Source organism: Streptococcus sp. IMAU 99161 (assembly GCF_014435245.1).
GTDB lineage: Bacteria > Bacillota > Bacilli > Lactobacillales > Streptococcaceae > Streptococcus > Streptococcus lactarius.
Window position 1 is genome coordinate 1 of record NZ_JAAPAW010000007.1, and the last position, 329, is coordinate 329.

General features: G+C 42.6%; 1 protein-coding gene. It reads right to left on the reverse strand.

From position 1 onward, the window contains the following. Positions 1-329: hypothetical protein (locus HA044_RS10150; protein WP_187539421.1), on the reverse strand; the 329-nt coding region annotated here is incomplete at both ends.

The window sequence follows — 329 nt, forward strand, 5'->3', positions numbered from 1 at the left end:
TCCTTGTTGTTAGCGTCAAATTTAGTTGTATCCAACCATACTTGGTAAACCAACTTGTCGCCACGGTTAACAGTCTTCGTATTGATGTTTTCAGCTTCGTTGTTTGCAGTACCATCCACATATGGGTTGGCATTTGTATCTGCGTACTTGTCAGCCAATTCAGAATCGTCATCAAGAAGCTTGTTATCAGTGATTGAGAATTTCTCTGCATTCAATACATACTTCTCTGGTTGGAACTTAGGTTCTTCCGGAGGAGTGACACGGTTGTTGAACTCTTTATCAGCGATTGTACCTACAGTTGCTACAAGGGCCTTAGCTGTACCGTCGTG